Origin of the sequence: Epilithonimonas bovis DSM 19482, assembly GCF_900108115.1 — a bacterium.
GTDB lineage: Bacteria > Bacteroidota > Bacteroidia > Flavobacteriales > Weeksellaceae > Epilithonimonas > Epilithonimonas bovis.
The window spans coordinates 1-22,888 of record NZ_FTPU01000032.1 but is presented as its reverse complement, the minus strand read 5'-3'; the positions used below and the strand labels follow the sequence as shown (position 1 = coordinate 22,888).

General features: G+C 39.9%; 22 protein-coding genes and 2 pseudogenes. 12 read left to right on the top strand and 12 right to left on the bottom strand.

Going from position 1 to position 22,888, the window contains the following annotated elements:
* Positions 1–47: 47 nt before the first annotated feature.
* Positions 48–809 carry a DEAD/DEAH box helicase gene (locus B0B05_RS12405; RefSeq protein ID WP_076783957.1) on the bottom strand — a complete coding sequence of 254 codons (762 nt, stop codon included), beginning with the start codon at positions 807–809 and terminating at the stop codon, positions 48–50.
* A gap of 332 nt (positions 810–1,141) precedes the next feature.
* Between B0B05_RS12405 and B0B05_RS12400 the strand changes: the two genes are divergently transcribed.
* Positions 1,142–2,068, top strand: a complete 927-nt coding sequence (locus B0B05_RS12400; protein ID WP_076783956.1) for a beta-1,6-N-acetylglucosaminyltransferase — start codon at positions 1,142–1,144, stop codon at positions 2,066–2,068.
* Between the two features lie 91 nt (positions 2,069–2,159).
* On the opposite strand, the pseudogene B0B05_RS17135 reads toward B0B05_RS12400, so the two are convergent.
* The 5 genes and pseudogenes from B0B05_RS17135 to B0B05_RS12380 all read right to left on the bottom strand — a co-directional run.
* Positions 2,160–2,735: pseudogene (locus B0B05_RS17135) on the bottom strand (efflux RND transporter permease subunit); the annotation flags it as partial.
* Positions 2,736–2,744: 9 nt separating this feature from the next.
* Positions 2,745–3,596: pseudogene (locus B0B05_RS17130) on the bottom strand (efflux RND transporter periplasmic adaptor subunit); the annotation flags it as partial.
* A gap of 169 nt (positions 3,597–3,765) precedes the next feature.
* Positions 3,766–5,040, bottom strand: coding sequence for a TolC family protein (locus B0B05_RS12390; RefSeq protein WP_076783954.1), 1,275 nt, complete (start codon positions 5,038–5,040; stop codon positions 3,766–3,768).
* A 107-nt stretch (positions 5,041–5,147) separates the two neighbouring features.
* The gene (locus B0B05_RS12385; protein ID WP_076783953.1) at positions 5,148–6,500 is read right to left on the bottom strand and encodes a HAMP domain-containing sensor histidine kinase; all 1,353 of its coding nucleotides are present in this window, start codon (positions 6,498–6,500) and stop codon (positions 5,148–5,150) included.
* Positions 6,501–7,175 carry a response regulator transcription factor gene (locus B0B05_RS12380; protein ID WP_076783952.1) on the bottom strand — a complete coding sequence of 225 codons (675 nt, stop codon included), beginning with the start codon at positions 7,173–7,175 and terminating at the stop codon, positions 6,501–6,503.
* A gap of 259 nt (positions 7,176–7,434) precedes the next feature.
* On the opposite strand from B0B05_RS12380, the gene B0B05_RS12375 reads away from it, so the two are divergent.
* Both B0B05_RS12375 and B0B05_RS12370 read left to right on the top strand, forming a co-directional pair.
* Positions 7,435–8,550: a lactonase family protein gene (locus B0B05_RS12375; protein ID WP_076783951.1), complete on the top strand. Its 1,116-nt coding sequence runs from the start codon at positions 7,435–7,437 to the stop codon at positions 8,548–8,550.
* Positions 8,551–8,600: 50 nt separating this feature from the next.
* A complete protein-coding gene (locus B0B05_RS12370; RefSeq protein WP_143746018.1) occupies positions 8,601–10,919 on the top strand; it encodes a DUF5686 family protein in 2,319 nt (772 codons plus the stop codon).
* A 65-nt stretch (positions 10,920–10,984) separates the two neighbouring features.
* On the opposite strand, the gene B0B05_RS12365 is transcribed toward B0B05_RS12370, so the two are convergent.
* A complete protein-coding gene (locus tag B0B05_RS12365) occupies positions 10,985–11,527 on the bottom strand; it encodes a tetratricopeptide repeat protein (RefSeq protein ID WP_076783949.1) in 543 nt (180 codons plus the stop codon).
* 224 nt (positions 11,528–11,751) lie between these two features.
* Between B0B05_RS12365 and B0B05_RS12360 the strand changes: the two genes are divergently transcribed.
* The 7 genes from B0B05_RS12360 to B0B05_RS12330 all read left to right on the top strand — a co-directional run bounded on the left by B0B05_RS12360 (position 11,752) and on the right by B0B05_RS12330 (position 16,892).
* Positions 11,752–12,423 carry a MarR family winged helix-turn-helix transcriptional regulator gene (locus B0B05_RS12360; RefSeq protein ID WP_076783948.1) on the top strand — a complete coding sequence of 224 codons (672 nt, stop codon included), beginning with the start codon at positions 11,752–11,754 and terminating at the stop codon, positions 12,421–12,423.
* 1 nt (position 12,424) lies between these two features.
* Entirely contained in the window at positions 12,425–13,891 is a 1,467-nt protein-coding gene (locus tag B0B05_RS12355; RefSeq protein WP_076783947.1) for a phytoene desaturase family protein, read from the top strand.
* A 70-nt stretch (positions 13,892–13,961) separates the two neighbouring features.
* Entirely contained in the window at positions 13,962–14,798 is an 837-nt protein-coding gene (locus B0B05_RS12350) for a phytoene/squalene synthase family protein (protein WP_076783946.1), read from the top strand.
* Positions 14,795–15,250 (top strand): hypothetical protein, encoded by a 456-nt coding sequence (locus tag B0B05_RS12345; protein WP_076783945.1) that lies wholly within the window; start codon positions 14,795–14,797, stop codon positions 15,248–15,250. Before B0B05_RS12350 ends, B0B05_RS12345 begins: the two co-directional genes overlap by 4 nt.
* On the top strand, positions 15,247–15,711 hold the full coding sequence (locus tag B0B05_RS12340; protein WP_076783944.1) for an SRPBCC family protein: 465 nt from the start codon (positions 15,247–15,249) through the stop codon (positions 15,709–15,711). Before B0B05_RS12345 ends, B0B05_RS12340 begins: the two co-directional genes overlap by 4 nt.
* Positions 15,712–15,717: 6 nt before the next feature.
* The gene (locus tag B0B05_RS12335) at positions 15,718–16,179 is read left to right on the top strand and encodes a sterol desaturase family protein (RefSeq protein ID WP_076783943.1); all 462 of its coding nucleotides are present in this window, start codon (positions 15,718–15,720) and stop codon (positions 16,177–16,179) included.
* The gene (locus tag B0B05_RS12330; RefSeq protein ID WP_084173960.1) at positions 16,179–16,892 is read left to right on the top strand and encodes a lycopene cyclase domain-containing protein; all 714 of its coding nucleotides are present in this window, start codon (positions 16,179–16,181) and stop codon (positions 16,890–16,892) included. The genes B0B05_RS12335 and B0B05_RS12330 overlap by 1 nt, the downstream gene beginning before the upstream one ends.
* Positions 16,893–16,938: 46 nt before the next feature.
* Here the strand turns inward: B0B05_RS12330 and B0B05_RS12325 are convergent, their stop codons facing one another.
* The 4 genes from B0B05_RS12325 to B0B05_RS12310 are packed head-to-tail and all read right to left on the bottom strand — an operon-like array spanning position 16,939 to position 21,206.
* Positions 16,939–17,316, bottom strand: a complete 378-nt coding sequence (locus tag B0B05_RS12325) for a response regulator transcription factor (RefSeq protein WP_076783941.1) — start codon at positions 17,314–17,316, stop codon at positions 16,939–16,941.
* Between the two features lie 6 nt (positions 17,317–17,322).
* A complete protein-coding gene (locus B0B05_RS12320) occupies positions 17,323–19,194 on the bottom strand; it encodes a PAS domain-containing protein (protein WP_143746017.1) in 1,872 nt (623 codons plus the stop codon).
* A gap of 28 nt (positions 19,195–19,222) precedes the next feature.
* Positions 19,223–19,534 (bottom strand): Mpo1-like protein, encoded by a 312-nt coding sequence (locus B0B05_RS12315; protein WP_076783939.1) that lies wholly within the window; start codon positions 19,532–19,534, stop codon positions 19,223–19,225.
* Positions 19,512–21,206, bottom strand: a complete 1,695-nt coding sequence (locus tag B0B05_RS12310; protein WP_076783938.1) for an APC family permease — start codon at positions 21,204–21,206, stop codon at positions 19,512–19,514. Before B0B05_RS12310 ends, B0B05_RS12315 begins: the two co-directional genes overlap by 23 nt.
* A gap of 175 nt (positions 21,207–21,381) precedes the next feature.
* Between B0B05_RS12310 and trhA the strand changes: the two genes are divergently transcribed.
* Positions 21,382–22,017, top strand: a complete 636-nt coding sequence (gene trhA, locus B0B05_RS12305; RefSeq protein WP_076783937.1) for a PAQR family membrane homeostasis protein TrhA — start codon at positions 21,382–21,384, stop codon at positions 22,015–22,017.
* Positions 22,018–22,038: 21 nt separating this feature from the next.
* Here trhA and B0B05_RS12300 read toward each other — a convergent pair whose 3' ends face one another.
* The gene (locus tag B0B05_RS12300; RefSeq protein WP_076783936.1) at positions 22,039–22,560 is read right to left on the bottom strand and encodes a DUF1003 domain-containing protein; all 522 of its coding nucleotides are present in this window, start codon (positions 22,558–22,560) and stop codon (positions 22,039–22,041) included.
* Positions 22,561–22,688: 128 nt separating this feature from the next.
* On the opposite strand from B0B05_RS12300, the gene B0B05_RS12295 reads away from it, so the two are divergent.
* Positions 22,689–22,888 (top strand): DUF4372 domain-containing protein (locus B0B05_RS12295; RefSeq protein WP_076783935.1); only part of this gene is annotated, 200 nt, incomplete at its 3' end.

Below are 22,888 nucleotides of genomic sequence, written 5' to 3'. Positions count from 1 at the left end.
TTGTTATTATATTATTTTGAATGAACTATAGTCCATTACTTTTATGATTATGGTGTCCCCAAAGGGAAAATAGCTGCCCCATAGGCCGCTTTGGGCTCCTGATAAACTGACAGGTAATCCGGCCTGTTATTCTTTTTCACGGCGCGTGCGGGCTGCTTTACAATTTCATCAGCCGTAGATACAGCGCCTACTGTAATTTCCATGGGATTATTAAGAATACTGTCTGCCCATCTGCTGACCGCAGGCGGCTTTGTTGCTGAAAAAACTAGGATTTGCTTTTTCTGCGGCGTCAGTTTCAGGATATCTTTTATCTTATGGCCAAGCCCCGTTTCCAGCAGTCTGTCTGCGTCGTCAAAAACAACAACTTCTATCCGGGAAAGGTTGATATGTCCTCTGCCGTACATCTCCAAAAGCCTTTCCGGTGTTGCAATCAGGACCTCTACCCTATTTCTGAGCGCAGAAATCTGGCTGCCTTCTGATATCCCGTCAATTATAGAAAGCTGCGATAAAGGAAGGTACTTACTGTAACGTTGCAAGTCCGCTTCCATCTGCAGGGCATGTTCCCTTGTTGCTGTTATAATGAGGGCTCTGATGTCTTTATGCTCCTGGCTCTTTTTCTTCATCATCTGCAGGATCGGCAGTGCAAAAGCAGCTGTTTTGCCTGTCCCCGTTGGCGCATAACCTATCACATCTTTACCTTCCAGGATAGGCGGTATGCCCTGCGCCTGTATCCCTGTAGGCTTGGAATAGCCGGCCTCGGTGACTGCGCGGATGATAGGAACGATTAAGTTTAAACTTTTAAAATGCATTATGACGGTTTTGCCTTTATCCAAAGGCTTTAGCTAAATAGCTGACTATAGGATTTCTGTATAAAGGCAGCCAACATATATAGTCATCTGTAAAAGATCTAATGTTAAAAAATGTGGCGGCTGATAATGCAAAAACTGTAAGGGAAAAATAGATATTCTAAACCGTAAGAGAAAGCGAAGGCAGAGGCCTGTTATTAATTGATGATGCAAAAGTACAACAAACAATCGGGATACACACTATATTAATTTATTGATTTTCAAAAACATATCCGTATCTTTCTCACCTAAAATGAGATTGTTTGCAAAAAGCGGATAATTATAACCCTGAAAAAATGCAGACCTCCTCCCCCAAAACCCAGACAAAAAACGACCCGGCCCCTTCGGCTCCGTTAATAAAAATTGCTTACTTCATCCTGATTCATCATCATCCGGAACGGTTCAAAAAACTGTTTGATAAGATTTATACAAGGGATCAGTTTTACCTCATCCATATCGACAGAAAGGTAAAAGCCGCCTTTCGGGAGGATATCCAGCAGTTCCTGATTGCGTATCCCAATGCTTATGTCCTGGAAAGCATCAATATCAATTCAGGCGGATTCAGTATCATTACCGCACAGCTGAATGCCATGGAATTCCTGCTCAACGTAAGCCCCGACTGGGACTTCTTCATCAATCTCAGCGGTGAGGATTATCCTCTGAAATCCCAACCGATCATCCGACGCTTCCTTACCGAAAACAGGCTCAAAAATTACCTCTTTTATTACGACCAGAAGTTTTACAGGCCCGATACCTTAAGAAGGATACAGAACCATTTTACGGAACTGGCCTACCACATCTCGTCTTTGATTTATAAAAGAAAATTCATGAAGGGTGTCACGCCCTATATTGGTGGTAAGTGGGTCATTTTTACCCGCGAGACCTGTGCTTTTCTCTGCAGTAATGATAAAGTGATGAAGTTTGAGGAATTTTACATCAACACCTTTTTACCGGGGGATTCATTTTTTCAGACTGTTCTCATGAATACCGATTTCCATGATATTATTGTGAATGATGATAAAAGAGCCGTTGCAGATGCAAAGCAGGATGCCGGTACTTTTATTAATGCCCTGAAAAATGACCACCAGCTTTTCATCAGAAAACTCAGTACCGCCACAGATAAAAGCATTGATAACTATATCCGCGAAAGTTATCATACACCCCTGCCACAAATTGATGATATCGAACGTGAACTAAAAATGGGTGAAAATCAGAACAACTGATGCAATATCCCCAAGAACAGCCATCAAATTGATTCATCAGAAAAACAAGGATTATGAACTACAATCATGATACTTATCTGATGAATCCGATTTATCCGTGATGACCGCCTCTGCTGCTTTTCCGGTAGGCATAATAAAAGATAACAGGCAATACGGTAAATGACAGCAACATGCATATAATAAGGCCGCCAACAATCATAATAGCCAGAGGCTTTTGGATTTCGGAGCCCATACCGCCGGACAGCGCAGCAGGTAAAAGGCCCATAGAACCCATCAGGGCAATCATCACCACCGGCCTTATACGGCTCTCTACCCCACGCCGGATGGCTTCAGTCAGGGATAACTTATTCCTGAGGTTTTCCTTCATCACGCCAATTAGGACAATCCCGTCTATGGTGGCGACTCCAAAAAGAATTATAAAACCAATCCCTGCGGAGATCCCAAAAATAGTCCCTGTAAGCCAAAGGGAGATAAATCCGCCAACAAAGGCAAATGCCAGTGTAACTGAAGATATCAGGGTATCTTTTATATTGCCAAAATTGAAATAAAGCAGCATCAGAATAAGGATCAGGGAAACAGGCACAACCATTGACAGCTGACTGGCCGCCCGCTCCTTGCTCTCAAACTCCCCGGCCCATGTCATTTTTTGGCCTTTTGGCAGTTCCACATAGCTGTAACGGCTGTTGGAAGCTATTTCTGTGACTGGTCTGATGCTAAGATTGCAGTCGTCCTTATATACCAGAACGTAACTCTGGTTATTGTCAAAAATCAGGGCTTTTGGCGGAATGGCCAGTGCGTTTCTGTTTTGTGGATTAACAGGCAATACAACATCTGCCGACATACCGGGCCTCAGCTTCATTCCGTTATTATCCATGATAATCTTGGCCTTCAGGACTCTTTCGTTTTCGTTAAAAACCTGCGAAATCATATTGATCTTACCCGAAAAGCTCTCGTCCGGATATGCCAGGGTTTTAACAACAGCCGGCTGACCAACGTAAACGTTTCTCATGTTGGTCGCATAAACATTGGCCATTACCCACACCTTATCCAGGTTGGCAATGGTAAACAGCTGATCTCCTCCTGATGTTACAGGCATGCCTTTGGCAATATTTTTGGCAATAACATAGCCGTCCGCAGGTGCCTTAAGCTGAATGGTATTACCTCCGGCGGAATATACCTGCATATTTTTCTGCGTTCTGGAAATATTGGACTGCAGGATGGCCACTTCTGATTTGGCTTCCTGTAAATCTTTTTGAGAAGCAATGTCATCTTTATACATTGCTTCTACAGAAGACAGTTTTCTTTTCGCAACGGCCAGCTGAGCTTGTAAGGTTTGCGTATCGCCCTGCAACTCATTAACTGCTGTACTCTTCACACTTGCTAAGGTTTGCCCTTTTCTCACATAGTCGCCCAGCGAGAAATAGGTATCGGTCACTACCCCGTCTACAAGGCTGACAAATGGTACCGTTTTATCAGAATTGCTTTCTACCTCACCGGTCAGCGTAATACTTTCTTCTACAGGACGCATCTCTGCTTTTACCAGTATCATTTCTTTTTTAAGTTCCCTGCTGATGCAGTAGCTTTTTTGCTCCTCTTTGTGCTCCTGTTCTTTTTTGCAGCCTGTAAGGATGGCCAAAGCAAACAGGCACAAGACAACGGTATATCTGGTTTTGTTTGTTACTATCATTGGTAATTATTTATAAATCCTGTCCTACAACGTACTGCAGGTTTTCGTAATAATGGTTAAGTTCTTTTTTGGTATCCAGGATAATCATCTTATTTCTGATATAGGTATCCAGAAAATCCAGGTACTCCAGCATGCTGATATTTCTTAGCCTGAAGTTTTTCTCATGGCTCACCAGTAAGCTGTCCAGGGTAGATTCATAGTGATGGTCCATCTCTGCTGAAACCTCCTGTGTGCGTATATAATTTCTAAAAACAGACATAACTTCGTTTTCAGATTTCAGTAGGTTTTTGTGGGTCTCCAGCTGGCTTTTCTCCAGCTCAAGCTTAGCTGCCTGAATGTTCCCTTTGTTACGGTCAAAGACAGGAAGGTCAAAAGAGACACCCAGCCCTATAAAATCCTTCATAATATTCCCGCCCCTGTCATAGCCTAAAGAAACCGCGACATCAGGAATCTTCATGGCATTCTGAATGTCGAGGTTTTTGGCAGCGTATTTCTCTGTATTCTTTAGGATCAGGATATCCGGGCGGTTTTCTTTCGCTTTTTCTATCCATTGTGGTGCTTCCAGTTCGGAAAGTTGTTTTTCAGGCAGCATCAATGAACCTGATATAACAATATAGGATGATGAAGGCAATATCAATAATGCCTTAATTTCCAGTTGCTGATCTTCGATCTCCTGTTGTAATGAAATCAGTTTTTTTTTGAATTCAACTTCCTGTGCTTTCAGGCGGACATACTCCGCTTTGCTGATATTACCGAGGTTTAACTGATTGTTATAGGATTTTGTTAATTTCTCGATAGAAGAAATCTGGCTCCGGTAAACCTTCTGCTGTTCCTGATTGTAGAGGATCTCAGTGACGGTATTTCTTAAAGATTTTTTGAGCTCCCGCAAAACTTCCTGTAGTTCAAACTTTGCCCTTTGCACTTCTATCTTTTGGAGCTCTATGGTTTTTCGCCTCTTGCCCGCCGTCTGAATGACCTGTTCGATCTCCGCGGAGATCTGGCTGCTTTTTCCCCAGTTACCGACCAGCGGGGGAAGTTCTTCGATCCCATAAGTCCGCCACAAATTAACTTCGCTGATGCTTAGCTTCGGATTAGGCCAATATTTAGCCTGAACTTCACGTGCCTCTGCCTGTGAAATCTGCAGTTTCTGCGTAATGATATCTATATTATTCTTAAGAAAAATAACTTCTGCCTCATCTCTTGATAGTACAATAGTGTCCGAAGTCTGGGCAAAACTATAGGCCGCTTTAACAAAAAATATAAGGGTTATAACCAATCTTTTCACGATCTGTATTTGAGATCACAAATATATTCCCGTCGTATTAGAGCGGTTTTTGAACTGGATTAAAAGCGGTTAAGAGTTGGATTAGAGTTTGATTAGAACCTGCATGATTATGGAAAACGGAGTGCCACAGTGGTACCAAAGTCTTCCCGGGACTGGACAGACATAGTGATATGATGATGATCAAATATGGCCTTAGAAAGTGAAAGCCCAATGCCGCTGCCTTTGGTATCGCCAACATTGGCAGCACGGTAAAATGTGCCTGTAATTTTAGGAAGATCTTGCACGGGAATGCCTTTGCCATGGTCGCTGACTGTGAGGCAAAGCTGGCTGCCCTCTTCCAAAATCGTAATGGTTACCTCCTCTTTTCCTTCCGAATATTTGACGGCATTTTCAATAATATTGTAGATCGCCAGATGCAACAGGGTCTCATTGCCACAGAATTCCAATTTTTGGTGATCGTCAATTAAAATACGAATATCAAATGCGGGGATTGCTTTGCCCGGCCCTTCAAAACTATGGCAAATTTTAAAGATCAACTCATTCAAACGAAATAGCTGATGCGATTCCTCAAGTTTCTTTAAACCGGACATCAACAAAAGGTTATTCAGGATCCTCTCGATCTCAAAAACATGATTCAGTACGTCGCCCGTCACTTTTTTGTATTCCTCCGGGCTTCGGTCTTTCTGTGCAAATACTTCCAGATTTCCGGATATTGCAGCCAAAGGTGTTTTGAACTCGTGCGATACATAATTGATAAAATTCTGCTGCACCATAACGCTTTCCGAGATTCTGCCAAGGAGCTTGTTGTAAGCATTAATCAGATCATTAATCTCATCGTTGGTATTGGTAGAAGTGATGGCTTTTGATATATCATTATAATCTGCCAGGTTTATTCTATTGGCCACCTCCGATACCGGTTTGTAGACAATACCCGAAAGATACCGGCTCAGCAGGTAAATCCCGACAAAACCAATTAATAAAACAGATAAAATAATTACCGACAGCTGGAAAATCTGGGATTGGAACGCCGCATTCGAGCTTCGGACAAATACCACGAAGTTCCCCTGATTATCTTTGTAATAGATGCCGTAATAGAAATAGTCTTTGGACATAAACTGTGTCCGCTTATTTTTCCTGACCGTGTTGAGCTGTTGCGTATGAATATTACGATCCTTCAGGTTTTTACCAAAAGCAACCTGGTTATCCTGATTGTAGACAGCAACATTGGTATTCTGAATCACATTGCGGTATTCTGCTTTGATATGCGCATGGCGGGTTGTGGGAAGTTCATCTTTTTCCAGGTAATAAATGGCGGATGTAAGAGCCACATTCTGCAGTGCATTAAAATAAAAATTCCGGCTGCTGTCGTAAAAGGTATAGAAGATGATCAGCGAAGTGACCACCGAGAAAACCCCGAATGTAAGGCTTGATATGAGCGTAAAACGGTTGCGTAAGGTCATCTAATCTTTTATTAAGTAACCCACGCCCTTGATGGTGTGAATCACTTGATCCCCCGACTCATCCAGCTTATTCCGCAGGTAAGAGATGTATACATCCACCACATTGGTATTGCTGTCAAAATTGATTCCCCAGACGGAACTGAGGATCTGGGAACGGCTCAGCACTTTGTTCTTATTCTTGAGGAGGTAAACCAGCAATTTGTACTCAGTCGGCGAAAGCACAATATCTTTTCCGTTTTGCTGTACCTGGTATAGGCTGGTGTCAACCGTTATGCTGCCAAAACTCAGTTGATCATCATCCTGGCGGATTAGGCCGCCACTTCTGCGTATCAAAGCCCGAATCCTGGATAGCAATTCCCCGAAATGGAAAGGTTTGGGCAAATAATCATCCGCACCCATATCCAGCAGTTTCACCTTATCATCCACACTATTCAGAGCACTGATAACCAGTATTGGCGTAGAATTATTCCTGTAACGTATCAGTTGGGTAAGCTGGGCACCGTCAATCCCGGGTAACATAATATCCATCAGGATGATATCAAAAGTAAAATCGGCAAGCAAGGATCTTGCCTCTTCCCCACTTTTTGCCAGGCTAATGGTGTAGCCAGCTTCTTCCAGGCCTTTTAACAAAAAATCACTGATTCTGCTATCATCTTCCACAAGCAGCACATCCATAAAACTGAGTATTTTAGCAAATATAAGATTTATGAAAGATATGAGATGCCAAGAAACAGGTAAAGTCCTTTTAACTAAAAAACAGCACCGTTATTTTTTTTAAACCTTAATTTGACGAGGAAAATCCTGACTGGTATTATGCAAAACGTAATAATTTTATGATTAAGTTTTTAATTAATAGGCATAAAAAACTTTTTGGCTTAATTTTTATTATCCTAATATTGTGGTTTTAATTGCATAAAACCACAATTCCCAAGGGATGAAAAATTTATATTCTCTCATATTCTTAAGCTTCTCTATGGCAAGTCAACTGTCCGCTCAACAACAAATTATTGTAGGAACCTATACCAACAGCGAACAATGCAGCAGTGGCGGCATTTATATTTATAATTTTGATGAGGCAAGCTATCGGTACCATCTCAGCTACCATACAGACAATATTGTCAACCCAAGTTTTATAAGCCTTAGCCCGGATAAGCGGCATTTATTTTCTGTGAATGAGAATGGTGATCAAAGTGCCATTACATCCTTTGCCATTGATGAAAAAAGCGGGAATCTGATAAAAAAAGACGAGAAAAAAACACAGGGCGAGGATCCGTGTTTTCTGATTTCTGATGATAATTACATCATTGTCGCCAATTACTCCGGTGGCAGTATCAACGTTTTTAAATATAACCCGGATGGCAAACTCTCCGATATCGTGCAAAATATCAAGTTTGAAGGTACAGGTTTCAACAGCAAAAGACAGGAAAAATCCCATATCCATCAGGTGCAGTTTTCACCCGATCAGCAATATGTGATTGCAACAGATCTTGGATTGGATAAACTGTACGTCTTCCGCTATCATAAAGATGGCAGCCCGGTTCTGGAGAAAGTTTCGGAATTAGATACCAAGAAGGGTTCCGGCCCGCGCCATCTGGCATTTTCAAAAGATGGAAAGTTAGCTTACCTGGTTCAGGAATTGAGCGGTGATCTTTCTGTCTTAAGTTTTGAAAACGGCAAGCTTAAGCTTTTGCAGGAGGAAACGCTGCTTTCCCGAAAAGTGCGCTTTAACTTTCGTGCTGCGGATATCCATCTTTCTGCTAACGAAAAATTCCTCTATGTAACCAACCGCGATGATGCAGATGACATTACAGCTTTTGAGATCCTGAAAGACGGACGTGTCAAAAAAATACAACAGATCAAAACGACCGGAAGAAACCCGCGTAATTTTGCCATTAGCCCTAATGACAGACTGGTACTGATTGCCAATCAGGATACCAACAGGATCAATATATTCACCAGAGATCAGGAAACTGGGTTATTGAGTAAAACCAACCATTCTATCCCCGTGTGCAGCCCTGTAAATGTCATTTTTTTTGAAAAAGGTAAATAATTCTGCTTCGGAAATAATATTATATCAAAATAAAAGTTTAATAAGTTGTAATGTCTGTAGAATCAATGTGTGGTAAAAAATTTACGTTTTCTTTTTTTTTGATTTTGATTTCCGGCCTTGCCTTTTCACAGGCAGATCAGGAAAATGAAATTGAAAATGTGACCATCAAAGCTGTCAAGAAATATAAGAACAAAAAAGAAAACCCTGCGTACGCCATTATGCAGGAGGTATGGAAAAAAAAGAAGTCCAATGGGCTTCTGTTGCATAAAGATTATCAGTACAAATCCTATGAGAAGATAGATTTCCGACTGGATAATATAGACAGTGCCTTTACAAAAAAGAGAATTTTCAGAGGCCTTGATTCTATTATTTTCAAATACAATGATACTTCGCAAATTGCAGGGCGTTCTGTCCTTCCGCTTTTTATAACAGAGAGTATTTCTCAGATCTACGGTAAAAATGATCCTAAAAAAGAACGCAGAGACCTGATCGCCATCAGAAACTCGGGGCTCAAGAACAATCAGATTGTTGCCAGGACAATCCAGAACATGTACAAGGATATCAATATCTATGATAATACAATTAATTATCTTAATATTGGTTTTACAAGCCCTGTTTCTAAAGAAGGTTTTGCCGTTTTTGACTACAATATTACTGATACCATAGAGATCAACACCGTACCGAGTTACGAAATCCGCTTCACTCCCAAAAACCCCGATGCACTCGCTCTCAAAGGCCGGCTTTATATCTCCAAAGACAAATACAATGTGATGAAGGTGGAGATGCAGACCAACAAAAACATCAATATTAATTTTGTAAAAAACATTGCGACTGACCTGGAGTTTGACAATCCCGATGACTCAACCTTTATCCCTATCAGAAACGAAACAACACTTGCGCTGACACTTAATGATAAAGACGGCGCCAAGAATGTTATTGCCAAACGTACAGCCGACTATTCTGAATACAAATTTGATCTGGGGCTGGATGACAGTTTCCTCAACAAGATTGTGATCCCCGAGGATAATATTATAGATAAAGACGAGCGTTTTTGGCAGGCCAACAGAACTGAAGCCCTCTCCGAAAGTGAACAGAATATCTACAAAATGTATGATGAGCTGGAGGACAATCCAAAATATAAAAGGATTATAAAAATCATTGAGATTTTTAATTCAGGATATATCCCTGCAGGGCACAGCGGCATTGATATCGGTAATATCTTTCAGACAGTGGGCTATAATGATATCGAAGGGTTCAGATTGCGGGCAGGAGCAAGAACCTACTTCAGCAAGAATGACATGTGGCGCATACAGGGCTACACGGCTTATGGTTTCAAAGATCAAAAATGGAAATATGGTGCAGAAGCCAAATACATGTTCAACAAAACCAACCGTTTTACCATTGGGGCCGGTACCAGAAAGGATGTCCTGCAGCTGGGCGTGCAACTGACTACAGACGAAGGTATTATGACGCGCTCTTTTGCTTCTTCATCAGTCCTCAACAGTGGAGAAACTACTTCTATGAGTTCTGTTAACCAGTTTAATGTCTTCACAAGTATAGAGCCGTGGAAGAATTTCCAGATTAAGCTGGATGCTACACAACAGAATATCAAGTCCGCCGATACCAATCAGTTTAATCTCAATTATTACAGGCAGGGCCTGCTGCGAACTGACCTGAATGATACCAGGATTACTGCCACACTGATTGCCAGGCCGGGTATCAAGTTTTCTACTTATGGTGTAGACCGCTATGAGTTGACTGCGCTTGCCAACAACCCCACTTTTATCCTAAAATATACAAAAGGGGTTGCCGGTGTTTTTGATTCTGACTTTAATTATAACAAACTGCAGTTCTATTATTACCAGCCGGTTATATTGGGCAACTGGGGAAGGCTTTTTGCCAATGTAGAAGTGGGCAAAAACTTTGATGCGCTGCCGCTGGCCTTACAGAATGTACTGCCCGCCAACCAGTCGTATGGTTTACAGCGCGGTGTATTTTCGCTGATGAATTACTACGAATTTACAGCAGATTCCTATGCCGTTATGTTTCTGGAACATCACTTTAACGGGAAAATTTTGTCACAAATCCCTCTTATCAAAAAATTAAAGTTACGGGAAGTGGCTTTTTTCCGCTCCGGAATAGGCAGCCTTAAGCAGGAAACGATTGATATGAATGCCGGCAGTATCAGATTAAGCGCTCCGGACAAACCCTATTACGAATATGGTTTTGGGATTGAAAATATTGGTTGGGGAAATTTCCGGCTTCTCCGGATCGACTTCAACTGGCGGGGTAATTATCTGAACCACAATACAACCAATACAGAGATCAGAAAATTTGGTATTCAGTTTGGTTTCCAGATGAATTTCTAAAAATATACTATTAAAAAAGCCGGAAGAAAATTCTTCCGGCTTTTTATTTATAGCATTATTCTGAGCTAGTTCATCAAACTTTTACTAAGCGTTAATGCATCTTGATTGGAGTTGTCATACTGCAATGATTTTGCGATGTATTGTTTGGCCTTTTCAGGATTAGAATCTTTATCCATAAAAGCAATGAAGAAATAAGCATATGCTAAATTTTGCTTATTAGCTTCTACTTCAGCAGGTTTTACTTTGGCAATATATTGTTCGTACGCACTTTTTGCAGCATCTGTGTTTTTAGCAGACTGGTTAGCATAACCAATACTATAGTAGGCTGGAGCCCAATCCGGGATAAGCGCAGTAATTTTATTCCAAGTTGTGATGGCTGATGCATAATCGCCTGCATTTTGATATGCTGTTGCCAACCCAACCAACGCCTGTGTATCATCAGGCTTTGCAGCAATCTGTTTCTGTAGTGCTTCTATCTCCGGCGAAGATGACTGGGCAGTCTGCACCTGTTGAGTGGCTGTTGTGTGTTCTGTTTGAGCGCTAACATAACCTACGGTTAAAAATGTAACACCTAATAATAAACTTTTAATCTTTAAATCCGTTTTCATAACCTTTCTATTTTAAGTTGTTAAGTTGTCAACCATAAATCAATTCCGATTCCAATAATTTAAAATATTTTTAAACATTAATACTATTAAGACTATTTTAAGACATTGTAAGCAGGTTTTAAGAAAATTTAAAACAAGTGTTTAAATATTTGTTGGTCTCATATTTGATAGGTATATTTATATACTTATTTTTAACCTAAAAGTATAATTATAAATTAATGTTAATGAATTCTGAAATTATCAAAGATACAATTGATCTTTTGGAAAAATTCAGTCTGGAGAATCATGGCTTGTACAGCAATGATATCTCTGGATTTAGAACGTGGATATATGATCAGGAAGATATCAGGAGGCATACTGCTGTTGATGAACCTGTGTGGGAAGGAAAGGAGGAAGGCCGTTCTGTAGAAAGTGCCTTGAGCACACTTCTCGTACATCTTAATCGCTATGCTAAAACTTATTCTAAGTCGGCCATCACAGACTCTGATTTCAGTACTCAGGAAGATTTTATCTATCTTATCAATCTGAAAGCCTTTGGTAAAATGACTAAAATGCAGCTTATTAAAAAGAATGTACAGGAAAAGCCGACAGGTATTCTCATTATCAACAGACTTATAAAGCATGGTTGGGTAAGACAGGTAGATTCTGATGATGACAAGCGAACCAAAATTCTCGAAATTACTGCGGAGGGTCTTTCTGCGCTGGACCAGCAAATGGATAAGATTCGCACGGCGACTAAAATAGTTACAGGCGACCTCAGCTATTCTGAAAAGTTGTCCCTGGTGAAATTACTTGATAAGCTGGATCACTTTCACCGTCCTATTTTTTCCAAAAATATAAATCCGAGCCAGCTTCTGGACACTGTAGTAAAAGACTATCCCATTATCAATACTTAATATGAAAAAAAAAATTGCAGTTATAGGATCGGGATTTTCAGGTCTGTCAGCGGCAGCATATTGTGCGAAGGCAGGCCACGAGGTGCATATCTTTGAAAAAAACAGCAGCATTGGCGGCCGTGCCAGAAGTTTTTCTTCGCATGGATATACTTTTGACATGGGACCAAGCTGGTATTGGATGCCGGATATTATTGAGGGTTTTTTCGCCGATTTTGGCAAACAAACATCCGATTATTATCAACTGGTCCCTCTCAATCCTCAGTTTGAGATGGTGTTTTCTGATTCTAATCTTTCTGTTCCGGAAAATTATGAGGAGATGAAGCAACTTTTCGAAGATCTGGAGCGTGGCGCAGGTAACAGACTGGATGACTTTATGAAGGATGCACAATATAAATATGAAATTGGTATGAGGGAGTTTGTCACCAAACCATGTCACTCCTGGCTGGAATTTGTTTCTCCAAAGATTGCAAAAAGCGCATTGAGGCTGGACTTATTATCCAATTTTCATCAGTTTGTAAGACAATATTTCTCACATCCCAAGCTGATTACCTTGATGGAATTTCCTGTAATTTTCCTTGGTGCCGCACCCAAAGATATCCCAGCTCTTTACAGCCTGATGAACTATGGAGGCTACAAATTAGGTACATGGTACCCTATGGGAGGCTTTGCAAAAGTGATTAATGCTATGGCTGAGATAGCAAAAGATCTTGGCGTAAAAATCCACTTCAATGCTCCGGTGGGACAGATAACTGCAGAAAAAAAAGAAGCAACCGGGATCTTGGTAAATGGTGAGTTGCTGACATTTGACACTATCATAGCCTCTTCTGATTACCATCACACAGAGCAAGATCTGCTTCAGGAAAACCAAAGAAATTACAACGAAAAATATTGGAAAAAGAAAACCTTTGCGCCCTCCTGCCTAATCTTCTATCTCGGTGTCAGTCAAAAAATCCCGGGACTTAACCATCATACACTTTTTTTTGAAAATGATCTCAGCCTGCATACTTCAGAGATCTATGAAGACAAAAAATGGCCAACAAAACCATTGTTCTATCTCTGCTGCCCTTCTAAAACTGATCCTTCTACAGCACCTGAGAATTGTGAGAACCTTTTTTTGCTGATGCCCATCGCCACAGGAATATCAGATTCTGAAGAAATGCGGGAAAAATACTTTCTCGAGATGATAAGCCGAATAGAAAAACATACCGGAATTAAAGATTTGCGGTCTAAGATTGAGTATCAAAGAAGTTATTGCATTGATGATTTTATCCGAGATTATAATGCTTATGAAGGTAATGCCTACGGACTGGCAAACACGCTGTCCCAAACCGCAGTCCTAAAGCCATCAATAAAAAACAAGAAGCTTAATAACCTTTTGTATACAGGACAATTAACCGTTCCCGGGCCTGGCGTGCCACCATCACTGATTTCGGGTAAAATTGCTGCAGCTGAGGTCGAAAAACTTTAAATACTGGATAATAAGACCATTAATGGTAACAACCAAAAAAGGTTTTAAGACATTCAAAATATATTAGGATATGAAAAAATTATTTGATGAACTCTCATACAAAGTGAGCAAAGCCACCACCCAACAGTACAGCACCAGTTTCTCGCTCGGGATTCTGGCACTGTCACCCAAAATCAGGAATCCTATCTACGCCATCTACGGTTACGTAAGGCTTGCCGACGAAATTGTAGACAGTTTTCATGGTTATGATAAGCAAAAACTCCTTTCCAGGTTTCGGGAAGAGACGTCGGAAGCGTTGGAAGAAAAGATATCCCTCAATCCGATCCTACAGTCTTTTCAGGAAACCGTCCATCAGTATCAGATTGACCACAACCTCATTACCCAGTTTTTAAAAAGTATGGAGATGGATCTGCATAAAGTGGACTACAATTCTGAGCTTTACAAAGAATATATCCTGGGATCGGCAGAGGTGGTAGGCCTTATGTGTCTGCATGTTTTTGTAGACGGTAACAAGGCTGAATTCGAAAAGCTAAAACCTTATGCCATGGTGTTGGGTTCAGCTTTCCAGAAAGTGAATTTTTTGAGGGATATGAAGGATGACTACTATACATTGGGCCGCACTTATTTCCCCGATGTTGACATCAGAGATTTTGACCAGAAGGTAAAATGCGAGATTGAGCAAGACATCCACAACGAGTTTCAAATTGCGCTGGAAGGGATCAAAATGTTGCCAAGAACATCTCGGTTCGGTGTTTACCTGGCGTACCGCTACTACGTTTCACTATTCAATAAAATAAGAAAAACATCTGCCTGTAAGATTATTAATCAAAGAATAAGAATCTCCAACAGACGCAAAATATCACTGATGATGGGCTGCTATGTAGAATATAAAATGTCGATCATATGAGACTGGCAGCACTGGCATTGTTTTTTTCCTCTCTGATAGCTGCACAACATATGGATCTCAATTATGTAAGGCAAAACTACAAATTGGCTACTCAGAATAAAAAGACATGCAAAAATATATTGCAAAAGCTGGAAAACCAAAGCAATACCGGAACGGCTCTCGCCTACTATGGCGCGCTACAATCGGTTTGGGCCAAACATGCCACTAATCCTATCGAGAAACTGAGTACCTTCCGCAAAGGGAAAAAGAATATTGATGCGGCTGTACAGCAGAAGCCAGACAATATAGAAATCAGGTTTTTAAGATATTCCGTTCAGAAAGAAAGCCCCGGCTTCTTAGGTTACAAAAGCAATATGGACGATGACCGGCGCTTCCTGCAACGCAACCTGCAAAACGCAGATAATCTGCCGCTTAAACATATGATACAACAAGTTTTAAATTCTAAATCATGATACACCAACTCAAAAGAGAGCAGCAGCTGAATTGCAGCATTGCAGAAGCATGGCGGTTTTTCTCCTCTGCCAACAACCTGTCCAAGATCACACCTAAAGAAATGAAGTTTCAGGTTCTTACAAAACTTCAGGATGATGAGATCTACAGAGGAATGATCATTGATTATTATGTATCACCGATTTTTGATATCAAAATGAAGTGGCAAACCAAAATACTGGCTGTTGACTTTCAAAAAAGTTTTGTTGATTTTCAGAAAAAAGGGCCATACAAACTTTGGCATCACAGACACGAGTTTTTCCCTAATAATGAAGGAGTACTAATGAAGGACACCGTAGATTATGAATTACCAATGGGCTTTTTAGGTGAAATAGTCCACGAGTTGTTTGTTAAAAACAAGTTGAAACATATCTTTGATTACAGAACCGAAGTTCTGGATAAGATGTTTAACCAGAAAAAGTAAAAGGAGATGAACTTAATTACAGTAATAATTACATTTTTTGTGATGGAAGGGCTTACCTGGCTGATTCACAAATACATCATGCACGGCCTGCTTTGGTCTCTGCACAGGGATCATCATGACCACAGCAGCGATCCGCCTCTGGAAAAAAATGACTATTTTTTTATCATTTTTGCAATCCCTGCGATACTTCTTATGTATTTTGGAAGTATCGATAATTTCAACATTTACTTTTACATCGGTATTGGTATTACGCTCTACGGTATGGCTTATTTCTTTGTGCACGATATCTTTATCCATCAACGGATAAAAATACTTAAAAATACTCAAAATCCTTATCTGCTAGCGATCCGCAGAGCCCACAAACAACACCACAAGCACACAGGAAAAGAGCATGGTGAATGTTTTGGTTTTCTCTGGGTGCCCGTCAAATACTTCAGAATGTATTTTAATAAAAACAAAACTGTATAATGCAAATCACATATCTGCTGATCAATTTTTTTACCGTCATTATCTGTTTCATTTATTCGTTTCATCCCAAAATCAAATTTAACAGGTATTTCGGTGCGTTTCTAAAATCATCAATTTTGGTAGGAACAGTATTTGTGCTTTGGGATGCATGGTTTACAAAGAAAGGTGTCTGGTGGTTTAACGATCAATTCCTGTTGGGCATCAGAATTCTTGGGCTGCCGGTGGAGGAACTGATGTTTTTTATCTGCATACCTTTCTCTTGTGTCTTCACCTATTTTTGCCTCACAAAATTTTTTAAATGGAATATTAATCCTACACTAGAACGTATCTATGTTTTGATTTCTGTTGTGTTTTATGCTGTATTAGGGATCGTATTTCACCATCATATATATACTGCATTCACTTTTATGAGCCTTAGCATAAGTCTTCTGGTACTTTATTACGCGCTTGGTATACGATGGATAGCACAGGCCACAGTCATTTACATCATCCTGCTGCCTGGATTTCTTATAGTGAACGGGCTATTGACCGGTACCGCCTTGCCGGCAGCAATTGTTAATTATAATCCTGCAGATTTTATGGGAATCAGGATTTTGACCATCCCTGTAGAAGATGCATTTTATGGTTTTGAACTGATTCTCTGGAATCTCTATTTCTTCAAAAAATTCGCAAAAAAAATCATCCTGAAAAGGGATGATTTTTGTAAAAAATAGTTTTTTTATATACGCATAGTTTAGTTTATTTTATGTTTGTTTGCAATTATTCTTTAGCATTAGAATAATACCTTATTTTCTCCACAATCTCTCCCAAATCAAATGGTTTTGGGATAAAGTCTACAGCACCGCTCTCCAAAGCAGAATCTCCCAACCCTCGGCTGGCAGACATAATGACCACCGGAATATTTTTAAAATCCTGATGTGCTTTTATCATTTTGCAAATATCTCTGCCGTCTTCCCCGGAAAGCCACATATCCATCAGAATAACGTCCGGTTTGGATGATATGGTTAAAGAGTTGAACATCTCAGATCCACGCTCATAGTTGGTCACATCAAAACCCTCCATATCCAGCATCAGTTTTACGGAATCCAATATAGCAGGACTGTCGTCTACGACAATAATTTTTTTTGAATTTGACATTTTGATTTAATAATTAGTAGTAATATCGGCGACTGGAATCTCAAAACAAAAGACAGATCCTTTACCTTCTACAGAGTTTACAAAAATCCTGCCACCACTTCTTTTTATAATCTCTGATGATATATAAAGCCCTAAGCCCAAGCCAGGAAATGTATGTTCTTTGCTGCCACTTACTCTGTAATATTGTTCAAAAACCTTATCTTTTTTATCTTCGGGGATACCAATTCCAAAATCTTTTACAGCAAACAGGACGTGATTATCTTTCGTTTTGCTTGTAGAGACCTCTATGCTGTCTGATGCCGGCGAATATTTGATCGCATTGCTTATCAGGTTGCTCATTACCTGAGAAATCCTGTGCCTGTCGGCATATATGATTCCAATTGTCTCTGCGGTCAACTTAATTTTATGGTTGGTATCCATTTGTTGCTCATCAATAATTTCGGTTACCAGTTCATCAAAATCAAAATCTGCTTTATTAAGTAAAATTTTACCATTCTGGATTTTGGTGACATCCAGCAAATCATTGACGAGGCCTGTGAGTTTATTAATCTGATCGTCCATCTTCCTGGCTACATCTGCATTCTTGTGATCGTCTTGTTTTCTTAGGTTTTTCTCAAGGAACTGAGAATATAGCTTGAGGCTGGTGAGCGGTGTTTTTAGCTCATGGCTTGCAATGCCCAGAAAATTATCTTTCTGCTGCTGAAACTGTTTAAAATCATTGATATCGGTACAGGTGCCAATCCACTGAACCAGATTATTATTTTCATCTTTTATAGGCACAGCACGGCCAAGAAACCACTTATAAGCATTTTCCTGTGTCCGGTCCCGGAACTGGTATTCTATTTCGTAAGCTGTTTGGTTCTCATTACTGATTCGCCATACCTCCATAGCCCGATCAAAATCCTCAGGATGCAAAAGTTTTCTGGCTACTTTTTCCCGTGATTCTACACCTTCAAAACCGGTATAATCATACCATTTTTTATTATAATAATCCGTTTTACCATTCTTGTCAGCCGTCCATACAATGATTGGAAGACTGTCAGCCAGGTTTCGGTATTTTTCTTCGTTTTCCTTAAGCCGCTTTTTTGTAAGAACTGCATCTGTAACATCCGTCGCAACGTTTAGAATGGCATAAATCTCTCCTTGGTGATTAAACAGTGGCTTATAGGAAAAGTTATAGTAAAGTGTTGTAAGAATACCATTTCGCTCAAGCAAAACCTCATCCTCTTTAGATGTGTATGTTTTGCGGGTGTTATAGATATTTTTCAGGATTTCTATAAAAGGTTGCCCTTCTAACTCTGGAAGTGCATCTGCCAATTTCTTTCCAATTACAGACTCATCTTTGTTCCACGTTTTCAGCATGGCATTGTTAGCCATATCAATCACGAGATCTTTTCCTTTGTAGAGGGCAATTGAAAAATCTGACTGTTTGATCAGGTTTTCAAACTTATATTCGGTTTCTGCCAGCTTTCTCTGTGCCTCCACCTGGTCGGTCACTTCTGTAGCAACTACGCTTATACCAATAATTTTGTTCTCCGAATCATTGTAGATAGGCGCGCAGATAAAATCAAAATAACATTCTTCCTTTTTGCCGTTTCTCACCAGGTAAGCCAGTTGCTGATAACCTTTGTGAGGTTCACCGGTCCTCATTACATTTCTGAGGAAACCCATGAAAGGCTGATCTTCAAGTTCCGGAAGAGCATCCAACATCCGGAGGCCAATGACATCCTGGGATTTACCCCACAGCTGCAGCATTTGTGGATTGGCAACCTTGATCACAAAATCATCTCCCATCAACATTGATAATGCTACAGGTGACTGCACCAGCATCATGGCCAGCGAGTCTAATGAGATGTTAGATTTTATAAAATTTTTCATTTCTGATGAGACAAGAACTATAATGAAATTAAAATTTCTGTTTACCAATTAACAGTTCAAAAAATAATCGGAAATCGGATATAAGTGACCAAAATGGATATCGGAAAGTTGCCGGCCTGTTCTTTTCAAAAACAACATGGCTGAACCATGCAAAGCCATATCCAAAAATAGGACAATACCATAGAAAACGCTCTTTACCACTTTTCACTACATAAAAAATTACCGTAAGGACTAATAAAATCCCAATGAAGTGAAAAATTTTTGTCCAACGTTTATTGTGTTCTGAAAGGTAAAACCGATAAAATTCCTGATAATTTTTAATGCGTTCCGGCGCTTCCATGACTGCTGATATTTAGTTTGCTGTTTCTGTACCCGTAGATAAAATAGATTACCAGACCGATAGCAAACCACAGTCCAAACCAAAACCAGTTTTCATGGCTCATACCTGTCAACAGGTAAAGGCACGAGCTAAGACCTATCAGTGGTATAAGAGATAAATTTTTTATAAAAGCCAACAGACTCAAAACCAGGTTTGCAATAAGATAGATGATAATTGCCAGCCTAAACTCTCCCTCTTTTGGATCTTTGATATCAGGAAGGTTATGAAAAAAATCTGGTTGCAAGACATAAAAAACAATCAATCCAACAACAAACAGCAGAGGGAAAAATAATTTTCCATTGATATAAGGCAAATGAAAACGGCCTTTGATCTTCTCTTTTGGCGGCAACATCAGCACACCGCCACAAACCAAAACAAAGGCAAAGATGGTCCCGATACTTGTAAAATCAAGGATAAATGTTTTGTCTGTGAACAAAATTGGTACGCCAACTACGATTCCTGTAACTACGGTTGCGAAAGACGGTACCTTGTTTTTGCTGTGCACCTGCTGGAATTTTTTAGGCAGCAGGCCGTCTCTGGACATAGCCATCCAGATTCTCGGCTGCCCCATTTGGAAAACCAAAAGTACGGTAGTAATTGCCACAATAGCAATCAGCGAAACAATAAACTCCATCCATGGGAGATTAAGGTTTGATTTCTGAAAAATAAACGCCAAAGGATCTCCAATGCCATCAAATTTTCTATAGTCTACAACGCCTGTCAGCGTCAAGGTAAGAATAATATATATTACGGTACACAATCCCAGGGAAATCAGCATACCTTTTGGTAAATCTTTTTGAGGATTTTTGGTTTCTTCTGATAAGACAGAAATGGCATCAAAACCAATATAGGCAAAGAAAACGCCTGATACCGCGGACATCACACCGGCAAACCCGTTGGGCATAAAAGAAGACGAAGTGCCTTCTGCATTAACAGGAAACCAATTACCGGTATTAACGTAACCCACGGCCACCGCTATCACAAGCAAAATCACAAACAGCTTCAACAGGACAAAAAAGTTATTGAAATTTTTGCTTTCTTTAATACCCTGATAACAGAGCCAAGTGATCAATCCATTGATAACCAGCGCCGGGATATCAACAATTATTTTTAAATTACCAATTACTGGTGCTGACTGCCATGCATTAATAAGCTCTGTATTATTGGAATGGTTAAAAAATGCTTTTTTTGCTTCAGTATAACTACAGGTAAGGTAATCAGGGATATGAATGCCAATACGCTCCATAAAACTTGTAAAATAATCCGACCAGGAGAAGGCAACGTAAATGTTCCCAAAAGAATATTCCATAATCAATGCCCAGCCGATAATCCAGGCTATCAGCTCCCCAAAACTGGCGTAAGCATAGGTATAAGCACTTCCGGCAGTAGGTATCCGGCTGGCAAATTCTGCATAGCAGAGTGCTGTGAAGGCACAGGCAAAACCACAAATCAGATAAAGGACAATGACGCCCGGCCCGCCTCGGAAAATCGCCTCTCCTAAACTGCTAAAACTCCCGGCACCAATTATTGCAGCAATACCAAAAAATACGATATCCCATGTACCTAAAACACGATTGAGTTGCCCGCTATCTGTATTCTCTGTGTAGTGTTTTCTTCTGAAAAGTGAATTCATATCAGATCAAAAAATTTATAAAAGAAACAAATGTAGTAAAAATGACTTGTAATGTTAAAGAATTGTTAAACAAAATTACAATTTAAAGTAAATATTGCTGTCGCAACGTTATTATATTGGTACTCTTATACTGAAAGAAAGTAATATAGACCGCTACACCCTTAAATTTGAGACAATGCCGAAAAAAAACCGAAAAAAAGAAGAATTCTACAACGTCATTACGCATGGTTTTGGTGCAGTATTATCAGTTATAGCACTGGTCCTCATGATAATACATTCTGTATTCAGCGGTAATCCAATGGCTCTGGCAGTTTCCTTAGTTTTCGGGTTGAGCCTTGTTATACTGTACACGGCCTCTACAGCTTATCATGCCGCTTATCGGCTGAAATGGAAAAAAATTGGACAGAAAATTGACCATTTGAGCATTTATATTTTGATTGCCGGGACTTATACACCCATTGCATTACTTGGCCTGAAGGGTGTATGGGGCTGGACGATGTTCGGGATCATATGGGGACTTGTGCTGGTGGGATTTATCTTCAAATTTTCCCCACTCAGGAAGAATGAAAAAATATCCTTAACGCTTTATGCCCTGATGGGCTGGCTCTGCATTGTTGCTATCAAGCCCATGATAGAAAATCTCTCAGTCGGTGCATTGACATTCATTATTCTTGGCGGGCTGTTTTACACCTTTGGGATTTATTTTTATGCCAAAGACAGAAAGCCTTATTACCACCCTATCTGGCACCTTTTTGTCTTGGGCGGCAGCATTTCACATTTTTGCGCGGTTTTCTTTTTCATACTACCATAATGCAATCCAAGACTTAAATTTTTATTGATTTTTCCTCAAAGATTCAATAATAGTTTCCAGCTCTGTGATTTTATCCTTTAGGTTTTTGATATCATTTTTGTTGGTACTTACTTTAGTTTTCAGCATTACAGTTCTGGCGCGTTCGCTGTGATCCTCATCCTCTTCCTCATCATTAATCTCTTCTATATCTTCCTGGATTTCATCAATATCCTCGCTGATGTCTTCTATATCTTCCTGGATTTCATCAATGTCTTCCTGGATTTCGTTAACATCATCTTTAAGATCTTCTATATGTTCTGAACTTTTGTTAACCGACATCTGAATAAATATTGCCAGATAAATGGCTTCCAAAGAAACTACAGTTGTGAGGACAAGCAGCATTTTATCAAAATCTACCAAGCCAAAAACCGGCAGTGCAAAACTGACAATAAAAAATATGGTATGTAACACCAGAGAAGGTATAGAGCCTACCCACCATATGATGCCATTGGCAATTTTCTCCAGAAAAGAAAGTCTTTCTTCGGCTTGATCTGTCAGTTTCATAAGTTATATTTATTTTAAGATGTCATAACAATCGCGTCCTAAACGTTTAAAAAAAAGTCAAAAAAAAGAGGGTTGAATTAAGTATCTCAAATTATCTTTGAGGTTGCACAACCAAACTCGTCCCTCTGATGCCAAATATAACATTGTTTTCTCAGATTATTGCAAAATTAGACCGTTCAAAATTCAATAAATTAGTTGCAAGTAAACAAACCGATAAACATACTAAAGGATTCAGCAGCTGGAATCATTTGGTTTCAATGCTTTTCTGCCAATTTGCAAAAAGCCAGTCTGTTCGGGATATAAGTAACGGGATACGTTCTGCCACCGG